Here is a 21,769-nt window from a genome sequence, read left to right on the forward strand (position 1 = left end):
CAGTCTAACCGCGCCGCCGTTCCGGGACAGCCTCGAGCGAGCCGGAAGCCAGGCCCCCAGCCCGCCCGCTCCCGCGTCGCCGCAGGAGCCCCGCGGTCCAGAGCAGCAAGGCGGCCACGGCCGGCCCTCCGCTCGTAGCACCGCAGCCGGAGCCCTTCCCCTCCGCCACCAGCTTGAGGCCCGGATCCTCCGGGATGCGGCACTGGGTGGGGGGCAGGCCGCGCGGATAGGTTGAACAGAAGCCGGCGGCGGAGCCCGCGTCGATGACGCGCTTGGACGTCTCCCCCTTGGAGGCCGTGGCCTCCATGGTGGAGCCCTGGGAGAAGACGTGGTCCAGGCCAACGACGTGGCCAATCTCGTGCGTCATCGTGTTCTGCACGTCCGTGGCGACGCAGGTGGTGGCGGGCTCGCCCCCGCCACACGGCGGACCGTTGACGGTGGTGAAGAGGAAGGCAGGCCCCGCCCATTCCGACTCCGCCGCGTTGAGCTCGATGTCCGAGTCCACCACGCGCCCGTCCTTGAAGCTGAACGACGACGTGGTGAGCCCGATGGTGGCGCCCCCGTGCGACCAGCACTGGTACACGTTGCCGCACGTCTCTTCCTGCCAGCACACGTCGTCCGCGGGGGCGACGTCCTGGCAGTTGCGCTCACGGAAGGTGATGACGTTGTAGTTGTCGAAGGGGTGTTCCTGGTCGTAGCCGATGTCCACCTTCTGCTGCCAGTCCTCGCCCCGGATGAAGCGGAAGTCACTGCACGTCGAGGACAGCGCCCGCCACGCGTCGAACGCGGCCTCGATGGCGGTGAATTCCGTGGCGTCGGGCGTGCGCGTGCTGCCTTTCGCGTCCAGGTGGTAGACGTAGTCACGCCCCGGCCACACGAGACACAGCGGCCGGCCCGGCACGAGCGTGCGCTTGTAGTCCAGCTGCGCTTCGGCCGCCCCCGCGCCCAGGAGCCCCACCAGGAGCAGGAGGCGGCGACTCACCGAACACCCCGGCGGCGGCGGCGCGCGAGCAGCGAGGCGGCGGCCAGCAGCGGCAGCGCCGCCAGTCCCCCCGAGGCCGCGGAGCAGCCATCGTCGTCGTCATCGTCACCGTTGGAGCCAGGCGGCAACGGGATGCAGGGCTGGCTCGCGCTGCCCTTGGGGTACGCGGCGCACACGAAGGAGCGTGAACCGCTGTCGATGTTGCGCTTGGACACCTCACCCGGCGGGGCGCTGGGGTTCATCGTGGAGCCCGTCGCCAGCGTGTGGTCCAGGCCCACGAAGTGGCCCACCTCGTGCGTGGCCGTGTTCTGCACGTCCGTGTCCACGCAGTTCGGGTTGGCCACGATGCCGCACGGCCCGCCATTGCCGGTGGTGAAGTTGAAGGTCGCGGCGTTGAAGGAGATGTCGGAGTCGTACACGATGCCGGTGCGCTCATCGTAGGTCGTGAGCGTGATGGCGATGGTGCCGGCGCTGTCGTCCCAGCAGTCGTACGTGTTCGCGCAGGTGTCCGCCGCGAAGCACGCGTCACCGGAGTCCACGACCTCCCGACAGCTCCGGGTGCGGAAGAGGATGAGGTTGATGTTGTCGCCGGTGCGCGCGTAGCCCACGGTCCGGCTGTCCACGCGCGGCCCCTCCGCCAGCGTCAGGTTGCCGCAGTTGGCGAAGATGTCCTGCCAGCTCTGGAACGAGTCGCTGATGGCCTGGAACTCCGTGTGGTTCGTCACCTTCTGGTTGCCCACGGTGCTCTGCTGCCAGACGACGCGCGCCTGCGTCCAGTACAGGCACTGCGTGGCGTCATCCCCGGGGGACACCCGGCTGCGCACATACGGCGCGGAGCTCTGTCCCAACGCCACCGCCAACACCACCCACGACGCGAGCGCGCCCATCACTTCGTTCCCTTCTTCGCGGGCGCGACCTGCTGCGCCTGGAGCGCCGCGCGGATGGTCGACTTGAGCTGCGCGAGCGTCACCGGCTTCGCGTTCGACTCGGTCTCCTGGCGCGTCTGGGGATCGATGAGCACCGCGTCCCCGGTGGGCGCCGGCACCGCCATCGCGCCCGTCTTGGAGTCGGAGCGCTGCACCTGGTACTTGCCCTGCGCCATGCCCGCCAGTTGGAACGCGGATGCGCCCTTCTTCTCCAGGAAGACGACGACCTCCTCCCCTTCGGAGAACGTCGCCAGCCCGCTCACCACCTGTCCGATGTCGCCCACCCGGCCTCCCGGCTGGGTGACGAGCACCGTGCCGCCGGACGTGCCCTTGAGCGACTCGGTGACTTCGATCTCCACGTCGGTGACGATCCGCCGGTTGTCGCCGCTCCAGCGGCTCTGCACGCGCCGGACAACCCCCTGCACCACCGCGTCGGACGCCTGCGCCATCTGGGGAAGGTCCGCGCGCAGCATCGTCGTGGCCCCCGCCGGAAGCCCCCCGAGCAGGGCGGCCAGCACCAGCGTGCGAACTGCGTGTCGAATCGACATGTGAAGTCTCCTTGGCTTCGAAGCCTAACTCCAAGAGGGCGGCTTGCGTTGACCCTCATGCATCCCTCCTGCTATCGCGCGCCTGTCCTATGGCCCCGTCCAAACCCCGCGTCCGCTTCGCTCCGTCTCCTACTGGATACCTCCACATCGGCGGTGCCCGCACCGCGCTCTTCAACTACCTCTACGCGCGGCGTTACGGCGGCACCTTCATCCTGCGCATCGAGGACACGGACCAGGAGCGCTCCACCCCGGAGTCCGTGAAGGCCATCCTGGATGGCCTGAACTGGCTGGGCCTGGACTGGGATGAAGGCCCCGGCAAGGAGGGTGCCTTCGGCCCCTACTTCCAGACCCAGCGGCTGGACACCTACCGCGCCCACGCCGACCAGCTCATCTCCGAGGGCAAGGCCTTTCGCTGCTACTGCACCCGCGAGGAGATCGCCGCGCGGCGCGAGGTGGCGGACAAGGAGAAGCGCGCCTACCGCTACGAGGGCACCTGCTACGAGCTGAAGGCCCCGCCCGAGGGCAAGAAGCTGGAGGACGCGGTCATCCGCTTCCGCATGCCCACGGGCGACGGAAAGGTGTCGTACGACGACAAGGTCCTGGGCGTCATCACCAAGCCGTACTCGGACCTGGACGACTGGGTCATGATGCGCGCGGACGGCATCCCGCTCTACAACTACGGCTGCGTCATCGACGACCACCTGATGGAGATCTCCCTGGTGGCACGCGGCCAGGAGCACATCAACTCCACCTTCCCGCAACTGATGCTCTACCAGGCGCTGGGGTGGACGCCGCCGGAGTTCGCGCACCTGCCGCTCATCCTGGGGCCCGACCGCGAGAAGCTCTCCAAGCGCAAGCACCCGGAAGCGGACGTGATGCTCCACGCGAGCACCGGCATCCTGCCGGAGGGCCTGCTCAACTTCGTCATCCGCCTGGGCTGGAGCCACGGCAACGACGAGGTCATCTCCCGCGAGCAGATGGTGGAGTGGTTCGACTTCGACGGCGTGGGCAGCACCTCCGGCGTGTGGGATCCCGTCAAGCTCAAGTGGTTCAATCAGGAGTGGCTCAAGCGCCTGCCCTCCGCCGTCATCGCGGAGCGGCTGTTGCCCTTCCTGGAGGCCCGCGGCTTCCAGGCCCGGGGCGACGCGCGGCTGGAGCCGATGGTGATCGCGCTGCGCGAGCGCTCGCAGACGTTGGAGGAGATGGCGAACACCGCGTCCATCTACTTCCGCACCGGCGTCACGCTGGATGAGAAGGCCGCGGCCAAGCACCTGAGCGGGGACTCGCTGGGCCTGCTGCGCCAGGCCCGGGAGCGGCTGGTGGCGCTGCCCGCCTGGACGGTGGAGCTGCTGGATGGCGTGGTGAAGACGGTGAGCGAAACCGCGAGCGTGGGCATGGGCAAGGTGGCCCAGCCCCTGCGCGTCGCCATCACCGGCAACACCACCAGCCCCGGCATCGGCGAAACGCTGCTCTTCGCCGGGCGTGACGAAGCCCTCCGGCGCATCGACGCGGCGCTCGCGCGCGGCGGGTGAGATTGACGGTGGACGCGGGCGTCGCCGGGCCCTATCTTGGCCGGCGATGACGCGACCGCTTGACAGCCTGCGACCCCATTTCTATAAGGCGCGCCCGCTCGGGGCGGTGCTGCTGGCCCTCTGGGCGGCGGCGTCGGGCGCCGAAGTCGTGAACGGCGCCCAACTCCCGGATGGTGCCCAGAAGGTGGGCGAGAACCGGTACCGGGCATCGCGCGATTTCGAGGCGACGCTCGACTACTACAAGACCGTCTATCCGTCCTCGAGCTACCCGAGGCGATCGATCGTCAACCAGCCGGGCGTGAAGGCCGTGCACATCACCAACCCGTCGGGGAAGAACTTCGAAGGGTTGAACATCTACGAGGCGAACGAAGAGGTTCGCATCTACGTCGTCCCGCTGCAGGGGGCCGCGAAGCCGGCGAAGAAAGATGCGAAGCCGGTCAGGAAAACGAAGTAGTTGAAGTCGAGCAGAGAGTTGGATAGTAGAAGCGCCCGCAGCAGCAGGTCCCGCAGGTCTTTGGGGAATCGTCTAACGGTAGGACAGCAGACTCTGACTCTGCTTATCTAGGTTCGAATCCTAGTTCCCCAGCTGAAGTTCCTGGTTGACGTCAGCAACCAGAAAATGTAGGAAGCGTCGGCATCAAAGGCGCGGTTGTAAGCAAGCCGGCCCTGTCGTCTAGCGGTTAGGACGGAGCCCTCTCACGGCTCAAACTCGGGTTCGAATCCCGGCAGGGTCACACAGAGACGCCCACCTTCTGAAAAGAAGGTGGGCGTTTCGCTTTGCGGGCCATGCTTCGAGGACAGGCCCGCTTCGGCCCCTCGGCGGAAGCTGGTTCGAGTCCCAGCCGGGTCGCTGCTGGCGCCCCCTCTTCCGGAAGGATGGAGGGGGGCGCCGCGCCGGCTTCAGGACGTGACGGCGATGCTCTGGCGGAAGGCGTCCAGCGCCGCGGTGAGCCGCTCCTGGGCGCGCTGGATGCCCCGGCGCATCAGCAACATGCGCACCTTCTCCGGAAGGACGCGGGTGGCGTTGGCCTGTCCGTAGCCCACCAGGTCCATGCGCAGGGTGATGGCCTCCAGCAGGTCGCTCAGGTCGGCGTCCGCGCCCGCCAGGAGCACCACGTCGGAGGCGCCTCCCTGGAGGCGTTCCGCCAGCGTGCGCCACTGCGGATCCCCGGTCTCCACCACCACGACGTCCGCGGCATCCAGTTGGGGCGAATACGGCGGCAGCTCCACCACCTCGAAGCGCGCCTCCTTCAGCACCCTCACGGCCTCGCTGCTGCCCACCACCGCGACGCTGCCCTGCTGGACCAGGCGCACCGTCTCCTCGTAGTTGCGCAGCTCCGTCTCCAGCGCCACATGCGCGGGCTCCGGCGCGTCGCGGCCGGCGTCCAGCAACACCGCGGCCTGCCGGGCGACTTCACGCGCGCCGTTGCGCGTGCGCACGCGTTCGGTGCGGCGCTCCAGCGCGGCGCGCACCTTGGCGCGCAGCACGCGCAGGTCATCGAAGGGCTTGAGGATGTAGTCGCTGGCCCCGGCGGCGAACGCGGCGATGACGGACTCGGAGCTGGCGTAGGCGGTGATCATCACCGCCTCCAGCGCGGGCTGCATCCGGCGAGCCTCCGAGATGAGCTCCACCCCGCCCATGCCGGGCAGGTTCTTGTCCGTCACCAGCACGTCGATGCGCTGGTCCCTCAACAAGGTGAGCGCCTCTTCCGCACTGCCCACCGGGAACACGACGAGGTCCGCCTCGCGCCCCAGAAGGCGCACGCAGATGTCGAGCACCACCGGCTCGTCATCCACCAGCAGCACCTTCGAGGCGAGCGTCCCCCGCCCTTCCCCTTCACCTTCACCGGTCTCGAACGGGAGATCCATGAATTGGGAGGATCGCACAGCTCACGTCCAACTTCGAGGGTGGGAAGAGGCCGGTGTGTCTATGCTCGCGGAGTGAGCTTCGAAGACGCGCTCCGGGAGAACCGGGTGCCGCCACTGCTGGGCGACGTGCGGCTGTTCTACGACGGGGGTCGGCTGGTGGGTGAGTCCCTGCCACCACCCTGGACGCTGCGGGTCCTGCCCTCGCTGTGCCTGGGGCTGGCCGGGGTGAGCACCGTCGTGGGCACGGGGCTGCTCGTGCTGGACACCGCCCGGATTCCCGGCACCGCGTCGCTGGCGCTGGCCCTCGCGGGGGCGCTGGTCCTCACGGCGCTCGTGCTGGAGGCGCGGCTCAAGCGCCGCCGCTTCGTGCTGCACTTCAAGACGGAGTCGCTGCGGCTGGAGACGCTCGCGTGGGCGCCCGGGACCGCGAAGACGGAGACGCTGCCCTTCGACGAGGTGCGGGCCGTGCACATCGTCCAGCCTCCGGGCGGGCGCTATTCACTCGTGGTGGAGTACGGCCCCCTGGAAGCGCCACGACGCGCACTCCTGGTGCGAGACGTGCGCCCCCAGGAAGGCGAAACCCTTCACCGGGTGTGGCGCCTCCTGCACAACGCCTTCGGGCTCAAGGGGGCGGGGCTCGCCGGAAGGTGAGCTCGATTTCAGTGCCCTCGCCCGGCGTGGACGTCAGCCGGAGCTGACCTCCGAACTGCGTCACCAGTTCGCGGCAGATGGACAGGCCCAGGCCCGTGCCAATGCCCACCGGCTTGGTGGTGAAGAGCGGCTGGAACACGCGCTCCTGCAACGCGACGGGGATGCCGCACCCGTTGTCCACCACCGACAGCACCACGTCGGATTCGGTCGCCGCCCACCGCACGTCGATGCGGCCCGTGCGGCCCGTGCCCTCCATGGCCTGCGCCGCGTTGACGATGAGGTTGAGCACCACCTGGCACAGCTTCACCGGCCCGAAGACGATGCGCACGGGGTCGCCGCTGCTCGTCAGCCGTGCCCTGTCCCGCACCTCCGCGCGCGCCAGCTTCACCGCGAAGGACACCACTTCGGCCACGTCCGCGGTGGTCTCCAGGTCCTCGCCGCGCGCCTGCGTCCGCAGGCCCAACGCCACCTCGCGCAGGTGGCCCGCGCCCTCGGACAGGTCCTTGATGAGCGACGGCAGGTCCTCGATGGTGGAGGACACCTCCTCGTCCGGATCCGTCGCCAGGTGGCGCGACACGTACTGCACCACCGGCTGCATGTCGCGCTGGAGCGAGGACACGTTCTGCGTGAGGTAGCCCACCGGGCCCATGAGCTCGTGCGCGATGCCCGCGGTCACCTGCCCCAGCGTGGCCAGACGCTCGGACTTCATCATCCGGCCTTCCACCTCGCGGATGCGCAGCTCCAGCCGGGCAATCTTGAGCGCGTCCTCCAGCGCCGCCAGCAGCTCCGCGCGGTCCCACGGCTTGACGAAGTAGCGCGTCACCTGACCGCGGTTCACCGCGTCGATGACGGCCTGCATGTCCGCGTACGCCGTGACGAGCATGCGCTTGGCGTCCGGCGCGATGGTGCGGGCGCGCTCCAGCAACTCCACGCCCGTCATCCCCGGCATGCGCTGATCCGACAGCACCACGCCAATCTCCCCGCGCCGCTGCTCCAGCAGCGCCAGGGCCTCGTTGGGGGACGAGCACCGGAAGATGCGAAACTTCTGCCCGAAGTTGGCGTCGAACACCCTCAGGTTGAGGGCGTCGTCGTCCACGTACAGCACGGCGGGCAGGTCCGAGGCGTTCATGGAGCTCCTCCAGACCGTGGCTTCCTCATCCGGAAGGCAGGCTGGTCGCGCCGAAGATAACGCGCCCTTCCGACCGCGCGCCTATGGGTACCTTCTACCCAGGGCCGGAAACGGGCGTCGAGCGGCAATCCCAGGGACACCGCCCGACTCAGGCGGCGGCGTGCTCGAGGGCGTGGGCCACGGTCTCCACCGAGGGGAAACGTCCCCGAGGCAGCGACCCCAGCAGCGACACCACATGCGGCGGCGCATCGTTCTCGCGCGCCACCCACGTCAACTGTTCGGCAGTGAGCGGGAACACCGCGCCGTGAAGCGCCTGCTGCAGTGAATGCGCCAGGGACACCGTCGGAACCGATGGAACCGGCGAAGGCTCCACCTCCCGCAGTCCAAGCCCCAGGCGCTCGCGAGTCATGTCGTCGTTCATTGGATGAGAAGTTAAGCAGCGAACCGGCTCGGTTGCTGATCTTTTTTCGCCATCCGAAGGGAGTCAGGCGAGCGAGCCCTTCGCACCCACATCCCCCCGGGTAGCCCCTTCGGCGCGGGCATCCCACCGTACCGCCACGGCAGGCACCCTCCACACCCCGGTTCCCGGGGAGAAGGAACGCACCATGGCGGACAAGAAGCATTCCGACGCGAAGCCCGTGAAGCACGTCCAGGCGACCCGGCCGGAGCCGTGGCCCGGCATCCAGGGCCGCTCCAAGGACCACGAGGAGGAGTTGGACACCGACACGAAGCGTGCGGAGCAGTCCAGCATCACCGACGAGCAGCGCAAGCTGGAAGACGACGCCGGGTCGGACACGAAGACGCGGGAGTAGCCAGCGCCCTCCCCCGCCCCCGTGCATGAAGCACGGGGGCGAAGGGCGGCAGGGCTGCTCGACCGCTAGAACAGCAACCGCGTGGGGTGCTCCAGGAGGCCCTTCAGTTCGCGCAGGTACTCCGCGCCGGTGGCCCCGTCGATGACGCGGTGGTCACCCGACAGCGTCACCGTCATCACCTTGCGGACCACGACCTGTCCGTCCCGCGCCACGGCCTTCTCGGCCACCGCGCCCACCGCGAGGATGGCGGACTGGGGCGGGTTGATGACGGCGATGAACTGGTCGATGCCGTACATGCCCAGGTTGCTCACCGTGAGCGAACCGCCCGTGTACTCGGCGGGCTTCAGGGCGCGCTTGCGGGCGCGCTCCGCCATGTCGCGGGACTCGGCGGAGATGGTCTGCAGGCCCTTCAGGTCCGCGTCGCGGATGATGGGCGTGATGAGGCCGTCCTCGATGGCCACCGCGATGCCCACGTCCACGGTGCCGTAGTGCAGCACCTGGTCGCCCTGGAGCGACACGTTCATCTTCGGCGAGCGGCGCAGCGCGATGGCCGCCGCCTTCACGATGATGTCGTTGACGGATACCTTCACGTCCAGCGCCTTGGCCTCCTCGCGGATCTTCACCGCGGCCTCCATCTCCACCTCGACGGTGAGATAGAAGTGAGGAACGCCGGGCTTCACCTCCGCCATGCGCTGGCCAATCACCTTGCGCATGGAGGACATGGGCACGGCCTGCGGCTCCGGGCGCGTGCCGAAGGCGCGGGCCTCGGGCTGCGCACCGGCCTTCTTCGCCTGGGGGGCCGCCGCCTGGGCGGGAGCCTTCGCAAGACCCTGGCCCAGCGCCTGCTCGACGTCGCGCTTCACCACGCGCCCGAGCGGCCCCGTGCCACGGACCTGCGCCAGGTCCAGACCGCGCTCCTGCGCGATGCGCTTCGCCAGGGGACTGGCGCGAAGCCGGCCACCACCGCTCGCCGCCGGAGCGGCCTCACGGCGGAGGGGAACGACCTGTGCCCCGGCGGGCGCGGACGGAGCCGCGGCGGCGGGAGCCTGCTGGGGGGCCGGAGCCTTGGGCGCTGCCGGAGCGGAGGCCCCGGCCTTGGCGCCCTTGGGCGTGAGGAACGCGATGGGCGCACCGACGGTGGCCATGTCGCCCTCGTTCACGACGATGCGCGCGAGCGTGCCGTCGTCGTACGCCTCCACCTCGAGGTTGGACTTGTCCGTCTCCACCTCGGCAATGGCGTCGCCGGAGGAGACCTTGTCGCCGGCTTTCTTCAGCCACTTGACGATCTTCCCCTCCTTCATCGTGGGGGAGAGCGACGGCATCAGGAGGGCGATGCCCTCACCGGAACCCGCGGCGGCAGCGGGCTGCGCCGGAGGCTTCGCGGCGGGAGCTTCCGCCTTGGGCGCGGACGGGGCCGCGGCCTTCGGGGCTTCGGTCTTCTGGGCCGCGGCGGCGGCGGGAGCAGCGGCTCCACCGGAGACCTTCTCGCCCTTGGCGCCGAGGTAGCCGATGGGAGCCCCCACCGTCGCGACCTCGCCCTCGGGCACGGAGATCTCCAACAGGAAGCCGTCGTCGTACGCCTCCACCTCGAGGTTGGACTTGTCCGTCTCCACCTCGGCGATGGCATCTCCGGAGGCGATCTTGTCGCCGACCTTCTTCAGCCACTTGATGATCTTCCCCTCCTTCATCGTCGGGGACAGGCTGGGCATCTGGATGGGCGTCGCCATCGCTCAGGCTCCCTCGCGGTACAGGACCTTCTTGATGGCGGCGATGATCTTGGGCGCGTCCGGCTGGGTCGCGTTCTCCAGATTCGCCGCGTACGACATGTTCACATCGAGCCCGGTGACGCGCACGACCGGCGCGTCCAGCTCGTCGAACGCCTGGGACTGGATGAGGTCCACCACGGACGCGCCAATGCCGGCCAGCGCCCAGCCCTCCTCGCAGATGACCGCGCGGTTCGTCTTGCGCACGCTCTTGAGGATGGCTTCCTCGTCCAGCGGACGCAGGGTGCGCAGGTCCAGCACCTCCACGCTGATGCCTTCCTTCTCCAGGGCCTCGGCGGCCTCCATGCAGAAGTAGTACATCCGGCTCCACGTGATGAGCGTGACGTCGGTGCCCTCACGCTTCACGTCCGCCACGCCCAGGGGGACGATGTGCTCACCCTCCGGCACCTCGCCCTTGAGCGCGTAGAGCCGCTCGCCCTCGAACATGATGACCGGGTTCTCGTCCCGGATGGCGCTCTTGAGCATGCCCTTGGCATCCGCAGGCGTCGCCGGAGCGATGACCTTCAGGCCGGGGAAGTGCGCGTAGTTGGCCTCCAGCGACTGGCTGTGCTGGCTGGACAGACGGCCGCCCGCGCCGCCCGGGCCGCGGAACACGATGGGGCAGCGCAACTGGCCGCCGCTCATGTGGCGCAGCTTGGCCGCGTTGTTGACGATCTGGTCCATCGCCAGGATGGCGAAGTTCCAGGTCATCATCTCCACCACCGGGCGCAGGCCCACGGCGGCGGCGCCCACGCTCAGGCCGGTGAAGCCCAGCTCGCTGATGGGCGCGTCGATGATGCGCGCGCTGCCAAACTTGTCCAGCAGGCCCTGGGACACCTTGAAGGCGCCGTTGTAGCGACCCACTTCCTCGCCAATGAGGAACACATTGGCGTCGCGCTCCATCTCCTCGGCGAGCGCCTGGTTCAACGCTTCGCGATACATCAACTCGGGCATCGTCGGCTCCGAACTCGAACTCGAAAGGGTTGTGCCTGGGGGGATGGACCCGAGCGCTAGCGGCTCAGGCCCGCCTTCTTGTCAGCCGCCTCGGCCTCTGCGCGAGGCTCCAGGTCCCACGTCACCTTCAGCTCCTGGCCCGTCGGGTACTTCGGCCAGTTGGTGACCTTCACGCCCAGCACGCGCTCGCGCGGGCGCACGTCCTCTTCCCCCGGCTCCACGATGGTGTCGCGCCACAGCTCTTCCACGCTGGGCTCGGGCGACTCGTCGGCGAACTTCACCGCCGCGTCCACCGTGCGCTTCTCCTCCTCCTCGATGGATTCGAAGTCCGCGTCCGTCAGCCCGAAGCCCTGCTTCAGCGCGTACTCGCGCAGCTTGGGGATGGGGTCGTTGCGGCGCTCGTCCTCCACCTCCTGCTTGGAGCGGTAGTTGGCCGGGTCCGCCATCGAGTGGCCACGGAAGCGGTACGTGTTCGCCTCCATCAGCACCGGGCCCTTGCCCGCGCGGCAGTACTCCGCCGCGTCCTTCACCGCGTCGTACATCTTGAGCGCGTCCATGCCGTCCACGGCCTCGCCCCGCATGCCGTACGCGGAGGCGCGCTTGTGGATCTCCGGCACCGCCGACGTGCGCGCGATGGCCGTGCCCATGCCGTAGCGGTTGTTCTCGCAGATGTAGATGACCGGCAGCTTCCACTTCTGCGCCATGTTGAAGGTTTCGTGGAACGCGCCCTGGTTCGCGGCCGCGTCGCCGAAGAAGCACACCGTGACGCGATCCTCGTTGCGGTAGCGCGCCGCGAAGGCCATGCCGGCCGCGAGCGGAATCTGCCCGCCGACGATGCCGTAGCCCCCGTAGAAGTGGTGCTCGATGTCGAAGATGTGCATCGAGCCGCCCTTGCCCTTGCTGTAGCCAGAGCCCCGGCCGAACAGCTCCGCCATCACCATCCCGGCGTCGCTGCCGCGGGCGAGCGGCTGCCCGTGGTCGCGGTAGGCGGACAGCATGTAGTCATCCGGACGGATGGCTTCATTGCAGCCCACCGCCACGGCTTCCTGCCCGATGTAGAGGTGACAGAAACCGGCGATCTTCCCCAGCGTGTACTGCTGGCCCGCGCGCTCTTCGAAGCGACGGAGGAGGTACATCTTCCGGTACATCTTCAACAACAGGTCCTTCGAGTACGCGCTGGCCACCGCGGCATGCCTCCGTCTGGGCCGCCCCTGTGGACCCAAGGGGGAAGGGCGGCAACGCCGTGCGCCTCTTAGCGCGCGGCAAAGGGACTTCCAAAGCCTTTCAGAACCACCCTTCGCCACGCCCTTTTTCAGGCGCGGTGCGTCACGTCCTCCAGGGCAAAATGAGGCACCGACACGATGCCCTCCAGCAATTCCACAGCCCGGCCGGAATGATCCGTGGCCAGGTGGATGACCGTCGCCTCCGGGAAGCGCCGACGGTAGTCATTGGCGTGGGTGGGCTCGTTGTCGAACGCGGCCACCACGGTGCCCATCCGGCCCAGGCGCGCGTGCGCCTCGCGCTTGAACGCGTCGTCGTCCTCCTTGAGCGTGGGCTTCATCACCAGGTGCACGCGCCCACCCTCGCCGGGGGGCGTCACCATTCCACAGCGCGCCAGGCACGCGATGGTGCCTTCGCGCATGGCCTCGTGGCGGCCCGTCAGGTAGACGACCTGGGCACCCGTGGCGGCGACGGCCTGCATGAAGGCCCCGGCCCCTTCGATGGCCTCGTCGGACACGCAGTAGGCGCTGGTGAAGAAGCGCTCCTGCCAGAAGGCTCTCGCGTCCGCGAAGAGCGTCTCCACGTCCGGGTCACCCAGGCCGCACGCCCGCATGGCGGCGCGCATGTCCCAGCCCGTCTCCCAGTGGTGGGGCTCGCACGCGGACAACAGGCCCAGGGCCCGCGCGTCGCCGTACTCGCGCAGGATGCGCGCCTGACGGGGCCGGTTGTCGAAGAGCGTGGAGTCCAGGTCGAACGCGAGCACGGCCTGGGGGCCGAGCGAGCGGGCCCTCGCCAGGATGCCCGTGAGCGTGTCGCGCCAGTCCGGCCGCACGCGTTGCTTGAGGTCTTCAAATGCCATGGACGCCGGAAGATACATGCCCCCGGCGCGGGGCTGTTGCTCAAATCACGCGCCGGCGCGCAGGGCGGCTGGCTGGAGGGGCACGGTCCCTGCGGCCTCCGGGGCCGCCACGGGCTGCGGGAAGTTCTGCATGCGCTGGATGCCGTTGCGATCCAACACCAGCCGGACCAACTGCGCGGATTCCTTGCGGCTGCCCGCCTCCAGCACCGTGAAGCGGAACACCAGGTCCACCGGGTAGCGCTTGGCGCCCCGGATGTGGCCCACGGAGAAGTCCTCCAGGTCCACGTATTCCAGCGCGAACTCCGGCTCGTCCATGTCGCGCAGGAACCGGCCCACGTTGAGACGCAGGATGTCGGTGACGCCGGTGAGGCCGCGCTCGGAGCGGGGCAGCAGGCGCGCGTCCAGCACGATGCGCTTCTGGTAGCGGATGACCGCTTCGGACAGCTCCCCCTGGGACACGGTGAGGAAGTCGTCGTGCTGCCGCAGGGCGGACACCCCGGCGGGCACCTTCACCGCCGCGCCGTAGTCCACCCGCTCCTCGCAGATGCCGATGGCGCGCGCCGTGACAGGGTCCACCAGGTCCGTGGTCCGGTCATACAGGTGCGTGGCGGCGAAGCGGCTGAACATGCGCCGCAGGCCTTCCTTGATGCGGTCCTTCATCATGTAGCCGACCACGGCCACCAGGAAGAAGTTGAGGCTCACCTGCGTGAAGCGCACCTGCGCCCAGAGCGCCACCGACGTGGCGAAGGCCATGGCCACGCCCGCCGCGATGGCGAACAGCACCTCCTCCCAGCCCTGCCGGCGCTGGCGCCGACGCGAGGACAGGAAGAGCACGTTCATGCAGAACTTCTTCAGGAAGCCCAGCCGCTGCATGTACTCCTCGTTGTCCCCGGTGGGGCTGAGGACGCTGCGCAGCCGGTGCTCCTTGCGGTAGGACTCCTCGCGCAGCACCGCCTCCATCAGCCCCTTGCGCAGCGGCAGCCACGGCCCGGTGCGCGGCAGCGCGTCCATGTCCGCCACCGCGCGGCGGAAGAACTGCTCCACCAGCAGGCTGACGTACTCGTCCACCAGCCGCAGCGACGCGCGCGTCTTCTCCTGCATCCTCGACTCGCCCGTCGCGCGCAGCCACGCGCGGAAGCGCTCCAGCACCTTCGGCACGCACTCGCCCGCGGAGCGCACCACCAACTCCAGATCCGCGCGCGCCGCCTCGCCCGTCTTCGCCTCGCAGCGCGTCTCCACCGTGGTGGCGAACCGGCGCAGCGCGCCCCGCAGGACGCACGACAGGAGCTTCGCCTGGTAGACGACGTCCGACTCCGGCGCCAGCCCCGTGCGCTGCCACGCCTCCAGCTTCAGGAGCGGAGAGCCCTCCGACGAGAGGATCTCCGACAGCCCCATCACCGGCGTCTTGAAGCGCACGTAGTTGTGGATGTCCGCGTAGAAGTCCGCGCGCGGGTACGTCTCCGAGTCGATATTCAGGCTCGACGGGAGGAAGAGATAGGCCTCCACGAGGTAGCGCGTCTCGTCCGCGCCCGTGGGCTGGTACTCGAGCTTGATTTCGAACTGCTTCCGGTCGTGGACGTCGAACCGGCTGTGGAGCGCTTCGGGAGCCTGGGACACAAGCAGCACTTTACGTCACAGGCCTGTCACACGGGAGCCACCCCCTCCGATGGGGTGACGGAGCGTCCGGGGAGACACACCCGGACGCCGTGGGAGCCTCAACCGTTGGTGCCCGTACGAGAGGATCCGCCCGGCACGGCTCCCGGGACGACGTCGCCCACGGGCAGCGGCGCGGCCTTCGGCTGGGGCTTCGCGTTCCACACGCGCGAGGCCAGCACCAGCCCCACCACCGCCAGGGGCAGCATGGCCAGGGGCCAGGGGCTCCAGTTGGCCGGGTCCTTCATCGCGTCGCCCGTGGGCAGGATGCGCCCGTAGACGAGCGCGTGGATGGCCGTGCCCGCGTACACCGCGCCGTCGATGATGCCCACCACGACGCCCGCGTTCTTCTTGCCGCCGAAGTCCATGGTCGCCGTGCCGGACAGCATGCCGTGCACGCCGATGACGCACAGGGACATGAAGACCACGGCCCAGCCCGCGCCCGGCGTGCCAATCAGGAACACCGCGCCAATGGCGCCCAGCAGCAGGCCCGCGTAGAGCACCGTGGAGACGGGCCCGCGGCGCGAGTCGAAGATGCGGTCGCTGATGACGCCCGCGAACATGCCGCCCAGGATGCCGGCGACGCACGACAACATGCCCCAGTTGGACGCGACGAACGCGCCGCCCTCGCCCACCGCCTTGGCGTACTTGGGGTACCACTGCATCACCGCGTTGCGCAGGAAGCCGCTGCAGAACTCCACGCCCAGGATGATGAGGATGACGCGGTTGCTCAAGAGCTTCTTGAAGAGCTCCGGCACGGAAGGCGCGGGCCCCGTGTCACCGCTGGACGCATCCTGCGTGTCGAAGTCCGGGTGGCCCGTCTGGGAGGGCGTGTCGCGGATGACGAACGAGTCCAGCACCAGGAAGGCCACGAGCATCCCGGCGGGCACGAAGAACACCCACCACACCGGCGCCGCGTCCGCGATGAAGCGGCACCAGTCGAACGCGAAGTACAGGCCCAGCGAGATGAGGATGCCGAACACGCCGCCCAACTGACCGCGCTCGCGCACGTGGAACCAGGACGCGTTCACCTTGACGATGGAGACGGCGCCGAAGCTCTGGAAGTACATGTTGACGCTGTAGAGGAACGCAAGCCACGCGACGACGCCGCCCGGAGGCGCCCAGCCATTCTTCAGCACCGCGTAGACGACGCCGCCCATGGCCACGTTCGCCGCCGCGGAGCCCGCCGCGGACAGCAGGATGGTGAAGCGTCCCCCCAGCTTGTCCGTCAGCGGGCCGTTGATCAGGAAGGCCACGCCGTAGGTGAGCGTCCCCCAGAAGAAGATGGTCGCGAAGTCCGCGTTGGACGTCTGCTGTCCCATGGCGCTGGTCGCCACGTTGAGGTTGTAGCGCCCCATGTAGAGGAACGCGTACGTGAGCCCCAGCGGGAACCAGTTGAAGAAGCGGCGGCGGCGAAAGGCGTCGGTATGCCCCAGCTCGACACGGGGCAGCCGCGAGAGCACCAGGCCAATGGCCCCGAGCAGGATGACGATGGGCAACAGCTGGGTCAGCCACGGGGGCAACGACGACATGCGACGAACCTCGCCTGCAGGGGGAATGGACGGGGAGCACCCTACCCCGTCCGTCCGCGCCCCGGAAAGCAGCAAGCCGCATCCGGTGCATCACCTGCCCCGGCGCATCAGCCCAGCCGGGCGAGCAGCCGCGTGAGGGAGACCTCTGTCTTCGCGTCCGCGATGTCGCCGCGCCGGCACGCGTCCAGCACCGCCGTCACCGGCCGCCATTGCAGGTGGATGCCCTCCTCTAGAGGAGAGCCATCGCCTTCGACCTCGCCCTGCGCGACGCCCGTCACATCCACCGCCGCCGGGAAGACCTTCTCCGACAGGATGCCCGGCGCGAGGAAGAACGCGCCGCCAAGCAACTGGATGTCCTCCGGCCGCACCGCGTAGCCCGCCTCCTCCTTCACCTCTTCCGCCGCGCGGCGGCGAAGCCCCTCCTCGCCCTTGTCGGAGGGCTCCAAGAGCCCCGCAACGATCTCCTCCACGCGCAGGTAGCTCACCGGGTCCGGCACCGTCATGGACGACGTCTGCTCGCGTCGGAAGTACGCCGCCGGTCGCAGGTTCATGCGCGTCAGGACTTCCACGCTTCCGTCTGACGCGCGGCGGTAGACGAGCACCGACACCGCGTCCAACCGGGGACGGTCCACCACATCCACCCGGTACACCGACGAGGACGAACCGTCCGCGCGCCGGTTGCGGCACCGCAGACGCCGCACTCGGAGGAAACCTTCGTCACAACGCGCCGTGGCGGAGAAATCCTCGATGATCTCGATGTCAGTCACATTGGAACTGCTGGGACGCATGTCTGCCTGCTCTCCTGCTGCCCTGGTAGGTGGAGGTGCCACGGTGGCGTTGCTTGCCCGTGCACCCTTGATCCCGTAGGTTGCGCCGTCCTCAAGTCGTCACTCTCTTGAATCACGGATCCGCCACGAATGTGTCGCGCACTGCTCGGCCTCTTCTGTGCCTGCGCCCTGGCCCTCGCCTCGTGCATGCCTGTGCTGGAAGGCCAGGATTACCACCTCGAAGGTCAAGAGGTGCGTCTTACCCTCCTTCATACCTCTGACATCCACTCGCGGCTGGTGCCGTACGACTTCACACCCCTGAAGACGGACCAGGACCTGGAGCTCATTCCGGAGGCCGGTCCCTTTGGTGGTGCGACGCGCATGGCGTCCATCCTCAAGCGCGAGCGCAAGCGCGGCGACCGCGTGCTGCACCTGGACTCCGGTGACTGCTTCCAGGGCGCCCCCATCTTCAACGTGAACACGGGCGAGGCGGAGTTCCGCTTCCTGTCCGAGGTCCGTCTGGACGGCGCCGTGGTGGGCAACCACGAGTTCGACGCCGGCGCGCTCAACTTCACGCAGAAGGCGCGCAACTTCGCCAACTTCCCGCTGCTGGCCGCCAACTACCTCTGGGATGACCCGAAGGCCGCCGGCAGCAACGGCACCTCCATGGTGACGGCCCCCTACTCCATCAAGACCGTGAAGGGTCTGCGGGTGGGCGTCATCGGCATGGCCAACATCTCCTCGCTCAACTCCATCGTGGAGGGTGGCAACAGCCTGCAGGTCACCCCGCTGGAGCAGAACGAGGCCGCGCGCTCCTACGTGGAGCTCTTGCGCCCGGTGACGGACCTCATCGTCATCGTCAGCCACCTGGGCCTCACCGAGGACCAGGACCTCATCCAGGGCTACGAGGCCTTCTATGAGTACGGCCGCGCGAAGCCCTTCGTGAACCGCGCGAAGGACGCGTGGAAGGTGCTGGAGTGGTTCGGTCCGGAGGGCGACGACAAGTCGGTGGTGCGCGTGCACATCGCGGGCGTCAACGGCATGGACGTCATCCTGGGCGGCCACCTGCACGTGGTGCTCAACCCCCCGCAGCTCGTCACCGACCCCAGCGGCCGCAAGGTCGTGCTGGCGCACTCGGGCGCGTTCGCCAAGTACGTGGGCCGCCTGGAGCTGGTCGTGAAGATGCCCCAGCAGATGGGCGCCGATGAGGGCGGCGAGGTCATCAGCCAGGACTACCGCGCGTTCCCGGTGGACGGGCTCTGGTGCAACGAGGCGATGCGCAAGCTGCGCTTCGACGAGAACGAGTTCTGGGATCCGGGTGAGTTCATCCAGCGCGCGGGCGTGCGCGAGGCCATCGAGGAGTGCCGCAAGCAGGAGGATCCGGCCGTCTCCGACATGCTGATCCCCTACGTGCTGGGCATGGACTTCAAGCTCCAGTTGACGTCCATCTTCTCCTACGCGCCGCTCGACGTGCAGCGCCGCAACAACTCCAACGGCGGTGATTCGCCGCTGGGCAACATCGCCGCGGACTCCATGCGCAAGCGCAACCGTGTGGAGGCGGAGATGGCGCTGACCAACTCCCTGGGCATCCGCGACAACCTCTACGCGGGCGTGGTGACGCAGGAGGCGATGTTCAACGTGTTCCCGTTCGAGAACACCATCAACATCATGTACCTGTCCGGCGTGGAGATGCAGGAGATGTTCGACTTCGTCGCCGACCGCTCCGCCGAGCGTGGGTGCGTGAGCCAGGCGCAGGTGTCCGGCGCCCGCTTCACCATGGACTGCGCCCAGGTGCAGCTCAACGACCTGCGCATCCCCTGCACCCCCGCCACCTTCCAGCAGGACTGCCCCCAGACGGGCCGCGAGGGCCACGCGCCCTGGCAGTGCCTGGAGGACACCAGCGGTTCGCGCTGCTGGGCGCACACGGGCGTCGACATCCAGATCAACGGCAAGCCCCTGGACACCACCGGCACGTACAAGATCGCGGTGAACGACTACATCGCCAAGGGCGGCTCCGGCTTCACGGTGCTCAAGCGCAACACCACGCGCATCGAGACGGGCATCAGCCTGCGCGACTCGCTCATCGGCTACATGCAGGGCTTCTGCTCCTGCAAGGACCTGCTCGCTGGCAACGCGACGTCCAGCAACGGCACGCGCTGCGGATCGCTCGTCAACGGCACGTGGACGGTGGATGAGAAGACGCTGAACTCCTGCCGCGTGTCCCAGGCCTTCGAGGACGCGCTCAACAAGAAGATTGGCAGTTGCTCCTGCCTGGACCTCATCAAGCTGCCGGCGGATGCCGCGCAGCGCTGCGGCGTGGCGGACCTGACGCCGGAGTCCATCCAGGCCCAGTGCGCGGTGCCCCAGGGCCCCTACACCGGCCGCTGCACCTGCCGCGACCTGCTCAGCGGTACCAATCCCACCTGCGGCACCGTGACGAGCCAACTGCGCTCGTTCTGTGAGAAGCCCACTGCCATGCCCATCGCGAACGCCATCGAGGATGGCCGCATCGGGCGGAGGGTGAAGTAATGAAGCGACTCCTGCTCTTGACCTCGCTGGCCCTGATGGCCGGCTGCTACACGAAGGAAAACGAGGGGACGACCGGACTCACCTCCTTCCGCGTGGAGGTGACGACGGTGACCACCGGAGATTCGTCCGCCGCGCTGCTGCCGGTGGTGAACTCCTGCGCGGCCCGGTACGGCAACGACCAGGCGGCGGTGCCCCTCGCGGTGCGCGGCACCCCGGAGTGCCTCTACAGCCTGCCTCGGGGCGACATCGACATCGGCCTGACCATCACCGCGCTGGACGGCAACGGCGGGGAGCTCACGTCCTTCAACGGACCGGTCTCCTTCCGCGTCGTCCCGGGCGATCTCACGGGCGACTACAGCAAGCGCTGGGCGCAGTTGACCAACGGCAAGGGCACCGGCAGCGTGCGCGTGGCCCACCTGTACGGCGAGACGCACGTCTGGGTGCAGGACGAGCCCTTCGACCTGGACTACTCGGATGGCGGCATCGTGGGCGACCTGAACCAGGTGCCCCCGGAGCCCGCGACGCGCACGTTCTCCACGGGCCTGTCCAACGCCATCCGGTTCGAGGAGCCCAGCATCGCCAGCCTCCAGACGCCGGAAGGCGGCTTGGAGACGAGCGCCTTCATCAAGCAGTTCCTGCGCATCGGGCGCAACCCGGAGGCCGGCGAGCCGCTGGTGCAGAACTGCGACCCGTCGGATCCGAACAACGGCCAGCAGATGAAGCTGCTCATCACGGGCACGGACTCCAGCGGCTTCTACGTCACGGACATGACGGCCTGCCGCGTGCTGGAGAAGAACGTCACCGGCGCGAACATCCAGACGCCGGAGCCGGACGGCTTCAACCCGGGCCGCTTCAACAGCCTCTACGTCTACAACTACCAGTTCCCGGAAGGCCTGGACGCGGGCGACCTCATCTGGACGCTGTCCGGCACCGTGGCGGAGTTCACCAGCACCACGCAGATCAGCTTCCCGGCGTGGACCCTGCGGGAGAACGTCCGGCTGCTGCCCCAGAGCGAGTGGAACAAGTACCTGGACCAGGTGCCTCCGGTGGAGGTCAACGGCCGGCTGTGCGGCTTCAGCGGTTCGCCCTACCTGGACGACCTGCTGTGCGGCTACAGCTACCGCAACTTCAAGATGGAGAGCCTGGAGTCGTCGCTCGTGAAGCTGCGCCGGGTGAAGTTCCCCCGCGTGTTCAAGAACTGCGACGCCAACGGCAACAACGACATGCCCATGTTCTGCCCGGTGGGCAGCGGCGCCGGGCGCTCGTGGAACAACTGCTTCGAGGAGCCGCCGGATGACCCGGACCTCCCGGAGCGCAAGTGCGTCATCGACTGCACGCTGGGCATCGGCGAGTTCGCCGGGACCATCTGCGCGGAGCGCACGACGTACACGAACTTCGGCCAGTTCGTGGTGGAGATGAACGCCACGGGCCCGGCTTCCGCCAACCTGGACGCGTCCGTGCCCGGCCGCATCACGAAGCTGACGGCGGGCACCACCTCCGTCAACTCCAACAAGCTCTTGAGCGCGGGCGCCCGGCTCAACCTGGTCTGTGATCAGCCGGTGCGCGTGCGCTTCGGCGCCGACGGCGTGACGGCGGCGGCGGGTGACACCCTGCTCGCGGCCAACACGCCCCTGGAGTACACCCTCAAGGGCAACGAGACGGCCGTCGCGGTGGTGCGGGATGCCACGGCCACGGCCAACGCCACCTGCCAGTACGCGCCGGATTCTCGCTCGCGCATCAGCCTGCAGCTCAAGGACGCGGTGCCGGACCTGAACCCGGACTGCAGCGAGACCGACGCGGACGCGGCGAAGGCCCTCCAGTGCAAGCAGATGCGGGCGGCCACCTTCGACGTGGTGGGCCACCTGAAGCACGTGGGTCCCGCGCGGCCCCGGTGGAACGTTTTGCCGCGTGACCAGGACGACCTGTGCTGCTACCCCGGGCCCGGCCTGGAGTGCCCGAAGCCCATCAAGCCGTGCCCGTAGTCTTTCACTTTTAAAAGTCGCATCGCGCCCCGGTGGATGCCGGGGCGCAGGGAGGAGCGG

At 68.6% G+C, this 21,769-nt stretch carries 19 protein-coding genes and 2 tRNA genes; 8 read left to right on the top strand and 13 right to left on the bottom strand.

Going from position 1 to position 21,769, the window contains the following annotated elements; translation table 11 throughout:
- Positions 1–4: 4 nt before the first annotated feature.
- The 3 genes from D7V88_RS02695 to D7V88_RS02705 are packed head-to-tail and all read right to left on the bottom strand — an operon-like array spanning position 5 to position 2,456.
- Positions 5–982: a myxosortase-dependent metalloprotease, MXAN_2677/MXAN_2678 family gene (locus tag D7V88_RS02695; protein ID WP_120539005.1), complete on the bottom strand. Its 978-nt coding sequence runs from the start codon at positions 980–982 to the stop codon at positions 5–7.
- A complete protein-coding gene (locus D7V88_RS02700; protein WP_120539006.1) occupies positions 979–1,869 on the bottom strand; it encodes a myxosortase-dependent metalloprotease, MXAN_2677/MXAN_2678 family in 891 nt (296 codons plus the stop codon). The genes D7V88_RS02695 and D7V88_RS02700 overlap by 4 nt, the downstream gene beginning before the upstream one ends.
- Positions 1,869–2,456 (bottom strand): hypothetical protein, encoded by a 588-nt coding sequence (locus tag D7V88_RS02705; protein WP_120539007.1) that lies wholly within the window; start codon positions 2,454–2,456, stop codon positions 1,869–1,871. Before D7V88_RS02705 ends, D7V88_RS02700 begins: the two co-directional genes overlap by 1 nt.
- Positions 2,457–2,545: 89 nt before the next feature.
- Here D7V88_RS02705 and gltX point away from each other — a divergent pair, with 89 nt between their 5' ends.
- The 4 genes from gltX to D7V88_RS02725 all read left to right on the top strand — a co-directional run bounded on the left by gltX (position 2,546) and on the right by D7V88_RS02725 (position 4,722).
- Positions 2,546–3,988 (top strand): glutamate--tRNA ligase, encoded by a 1,443-nt coding sequence (gene gltX / locus D7V88_RS02710; protein WP_120539008.1) that lies wholly within the window; start codon positions 2,546–2,548, stop codon positions 3,986–3,988.
- A 46-nt stretch (positions 3,989–4,034) separates the two neighbouring features.
- A complete protein-coding gene (locus tag D7V88_RS02715; RefSeq protein WP_120531815.1) occupies positions 4,035–4,442 on the top strand; it encodes a hypothetical protein in 408 nt (135 codons plus the stop codon).
- Between the two features lie 61 nt (positions 4,443–4,503).
- A tRNA-Gln gene (locus tag D7V88_RS02720) sits at positions 4,504–4,574 on the top strand.
- Positions 4,575–4,650: 76 nt separating this feature from the next.
- Positions 4,651–4,722, top strand: a tRNA-Glu gene (locus tag D7V88_RS02725).
- 166 nt (positions 4,723–4,888) lie between these two features.
- Here the strand turns inward: D7V88_RS02725 and D7V88_RS02730 are convergent.
- Positions 4,889–5,857: a response regulator gene (locus D7V88_RS02730; RefSeq protein WP_208726073.1), complete on the bottom strand. Its 969-nt coding sequence runs from the start codon at positions 5,855–5,857 to the stop codon at positions 4,889–4,891.
- A 72-nt stretch (positions 5,858–5,929) separates the two neighbouring features.
- Between D7V88_RS02730 and D7V88_RS02735 the strand changes: the two genes are divergently transcribed.
- Positions 5,930–6,508: a hypothetical protein gene (locus D7V88_RS02735; protein ID WP_167509806.1), complete on the top strand. Its 579-nt coding sequence runs from the start codon at positions 5,930–5,932 to the stop codon at positions 6,506–6,508.
- Here the strand turns inward: D7V88_RS02735 and D7V88_RS02740 are convergent.
- Both D7V88_RS02740 and D7V88_RS02745 read right to left on the bottom strand, forming a co-directional pair.
- Entirely contained in the window at positions 6,480–7,637 is a 1,158-nt protein-coding gene (locus D7V88_RS02740; RefSeq protein ID WP_120539011.1) for a sensor histidine kinase, read from the bottom strand. The two genes, D7V88_RS02735 and D7V88_RS02740, sit on opposite strands and share 29 nt — an antisense overlap.
- A 148-nt stretch (positions 7,638–7,785) precedes the next feature.
- Positions 7,786–8,046: a DUF2795 domain-containing protein gene (locus D7V88_RS02745; protein ID WP_120539035.1), complete on the bottom strand. Its 261-nt coding sequence runs from the start codon at positions 8,044–8,046 to the stop codon at positions 7,786–7,788.
- 196 nt (positions 8,047–8,242) lie between these two features.
- Here D7V88_RS02745 and D7V88_RS02750 point away from each other — a divergent pair, with 196 nt between their 5' ends.
- On the top strand, positions 8,243–8,449 hold the full coding sequence (locus tag D7V88_RS02750; RefSeq protein WP_120539012.1) for a hypothetical protein: 207 nt from the start codon (positions 8,243–8,245) through the stop codon (positions 8,447–8,449).
- A 65-nt stretch (positions 8,450–8,514) separates the two neighbouring features.
- Here the strand turns inward: D7V88_RS02750 and D7V88_RS02755 are convergent, their stop codons facing one another.
- The 7 genes from D7V88_RS02755 to D7V88_RS02785 all read right to left on the bottom strand — a co-directional run bounded on the left by D7V88_RS02755 (position 8,515) and on the right by D7V88_RS02785 (position 17,219).
- The gene (locus D7V88_RS02755) at positions 8,515–10,176 is read right to left on the bottom strand and encodes a pyruvate dehydrogenase complex dihydrolipoamide acetyltransferase (RefSeq protein WP_120539013.1); all 1,662 of its coding nucleotides are present in this window, start codon (positions 10,174–10,176) and stop codon (positions 8,515–8,517) included.
- A gap of 3 nt (positions 10,177–10,179) precedes the next feature.
- Entirely contained in the window at positions 10,180–11,166 is a 987-nt protein-coding gene (locus D7V88_RS02760) for a pyruvate dehydrogenase complex E1 component subunit beta (RefSeq protein ID WP_120531808.1), read from the bottom strand.
- A gap of 56 nt (positions 11,167–11,222) precedes the next feature.
- Complete coding sequence (gene pdhA / locus D7V88_RS02765) at positions 11,223–12,350, bottom strand: pyruvate dehydrogenase (acetyl-transferring) E1 component subunit alpha (protein ID WP_120539014.1); 1,128 nt, start codon at positions 12,348–12,350, stop codon at positions 11,223–11,225.
- Positions 12,351–12,478: 128 nt separating this feature from the next.
- Entirely contained in the window at positions 12,479–13,246 is a 768-nt protein-coding gene (locus D7V88_RS02770; RefSeq protein WP_120539036.1) for an HAD family hydrolase, read from the bottom strand.
- A gap of 45 nt (positions 13,247–13,291) precedes the next feature.
- On the bottom strand, positions 13,292–14,863 hold the full coding sequence (locus tag D7V88_RS02775; RefSeq protein WP_120539037.1) for a hypothetical protein: 1,572 nt from the start codon (positions 14,861–14,863) through the stop codon (positions 13,292–13,294).
- Positions 14,864–14,961: 98 nt separating this feature from the next.
- Positions 14,962–16,431, bottom strand: coding sequence for an MFS transporter (locus D7V88_RS02780; RefSeq protein WP_120539015.1), 1,470 nt, complete (start codon positions 16,429–16,431; stop codon positions 14,962–14,964).
- Between the two features lie 107 nt (positions 16,432–16,538).
- A complete protein-coding gene (locus D7V88_RS02785; protein ID WP_120539016.1) occupies positions 16,539–17,219 on the bottom strand; it encodes an NUDIX hydrolase in 681 nt (226 codons plus the stop codon).
- 129 nt (positions 17,220–17,348) lie between these two features.
- Between D7V88_RS02785 and D7V88_RS02790 the strand changes: the two genes are divergently transcribed.
- Together D7V88_RS02790 and D7V88_RS02795 are read left to right on the top strand one after the other, a co-directional pair.
- A complete protein-coding gene (locus D7V88_RS02790; RefSeq protein WP_120539017.1) occupies positions 17,349–19,727 on the top strand; it encodes a bifunctional metallophosphatase/5'-nucleotidase in 2,379 nt (792 codons plus the stop codon).
- Positions 19,727–21,709, top strand: a complete 1,983-nt coding sequence (locus tag D7V88_RS02795) for a single stranded DNA-binding domain-containing protein (RefSeq protein WP_120539018.1) — start codon at positions 19,727–19,729, stop codon at positions 21,707–21,709. The genes D7V88_RS02790 and D7V88_RS02795 overlap by 1 nt, the downstream gene beginning before the upstream one ends.
- Positions 21,710–21,769: the final 60 nt, after the last annotated feature.

The organism is Corallococcus terminator, assembly GCF_003611635.1.
In the GTDB taxonomy this organism is placed as follows: Bacteria; Myxococcota; Myxococcia; order Myxococcales; family Myxococcaceae; genus Corallococcus; species Corallococcus terminator.

What these genes read in the sequence shown, in the direction of transcription:
- D7V88_RS02700 (WP_120539006.1), bottom strand. Translation starts at nt 1,869, where the DNA reads ATGGGCGCGCTCGCGTCGTGGGTGGTGTTGGCGGTGGCGTTGGGACAG.
- D7V88_RS02705 (WP_120539007.1), bottom strand. Translation starts at nt 2,456, where the DNA reads ATGTCGATTCGACACGCAGTTCGCACGCTGGTGCTGGCCGCCCTGCTC.
- gltX (WP_120539008.1), top strand. Translation starts at nt 2,546, where the DNA reads ATGGCCCCGTCCAAACCCCGCGTCCGCTTCGCTCCGTCTCCTACTGGA.
- D7V88_RS02715 (WP_120531815.1), top strand. Translation starts at nt 4,035, where the DNA reads ATGACGCGACCGCTTGACAGCCTGCGACCCCATTTCTATAAGGCGCGC.
- D7V88_RS02730 (WP_208726073.1), bottom strand. Translation starts at nt 5,857, where the DNA reads ATGGATCTCCCGTTCGAGACCGGTGAAGGTGAAGGGGAAGGGCGGGGG.
- D7V88_RS02740 (WP_120539011.1), bottom strand. Translation starts at nt 7,637, where the DNA reads ATGAACGCCTCGGACCTGCCCGCCGTGCTGTACGTGGACGACGACGCC.
- D7V88_RS02745 (WP_120539035.1), bottom strand. Translation starts at nt 8,046, where the DNA reads ATGACTCGCGAGCGCCTGGGGCTTGGACTGCGGGAGGTGGAGCCTTCG.
- D7V88_RS02750 (WP_120539012.1), top strand. Translation starts at nt 8,243, where the DNA reads ATGGCGGACAAGAAGCATTCCGACGCGAAGCCCGTGAAGCACGTCCAG.
- D7V88_RS02755 (WP_120539013.1), bottom strand. Translation starts at nt 10,176, where the DNA reads ATGGCGACGCCCATCCAGATGCCCAGCCTGTCCCCGACGATGAAGGAG.
- D7V88_RS02760 (WP_120531808.1), bottom strand. Translation starts at nt 11,166, where the DNA reads ATGCCCGAGTTGATGTATCGCGAAGCGTTGAACCAGGCGCTCGCCGAG.
- D7V88_RS02770 (WP_120539036.1), bottom strand. Translation starts at nt 13,246, where the DNA reads ATGGCATTTGAAGACCTCAAGCAACGCGTGCGGCCGGACTGGCGCGAC.
- D7V88_RS02780 (WP_120539015.1), bottom strand. Translation starts at nt 16,431, where the DNA reads ATGTCGTCGTTGCCCCCGTGGCTGACCCAGCTGTTGCCCATCGTCATC.
- D7V88_RS02785 (WP_120539016.1), bottom strand. Translation starts at nt 17,219, where the DNA reads ATGCGTCCCAGCAGTTCCAATGTGACTGACATCGAGATCATCGAGGAT.
- D7V88_RS02790 (WP_120539017.1), top strand. Translation starts at nt 17,349, where the DNA reads ATGTGTCGCGCACTGCTCGGCCTCTTCTGTGCCTGCGCCCTGGCCCTC.
- D7V88_RS02795 (WP_120539018.1), top strand. Translation starts at nt 19,727, where the DNA reads ATGAAGCGACTCCTGCTCTTGACCTCGCTGGCCCTGATGGCCGGCTGC.